A 229-nucleotide genomic window follows, 5' to 3' on the forward strand; every position below is an offset into this window, starting at 1 on the left:
CCGTATTTCTGCTGCCCGTCGTGCTAAGGCGATTGCGGCGATGAAACGTGACGCTGAGGCTGCTCGTGACATCTACGGTTCTAACCCTGCTGGCACTATCCCGCGTGGGGAGATTGGCTACGGCAAGGACGCGGAGCCGGATGAGGCTAAGACTGTGCGTGCTAAGGCCGACAAGGTTGGTTTCCTGACCCGTAAGAATTTTCACTAAGGAGAAGAAGTAATGTCGAAT

Annotated in this window: 1 protein-coding gene; it reads left to right on the forward strand. The window is 55.0% G+C overall.

The features are described from left to right. A partial coding sequence (locus ACY2RR_RS24915) for a hypothetical protein (RefSeq protein ID WP_490110885.1) occupies positions 1-208 on the forward strand: 208 nt, incomplete at its 5' end. Positions 209-229: the final 21 nt, after the last annotated feature.

The sequence above is a fragment of the Parendozoicomonas sp. 2304DJ65-17 genome, assembly GCF_058148445.1.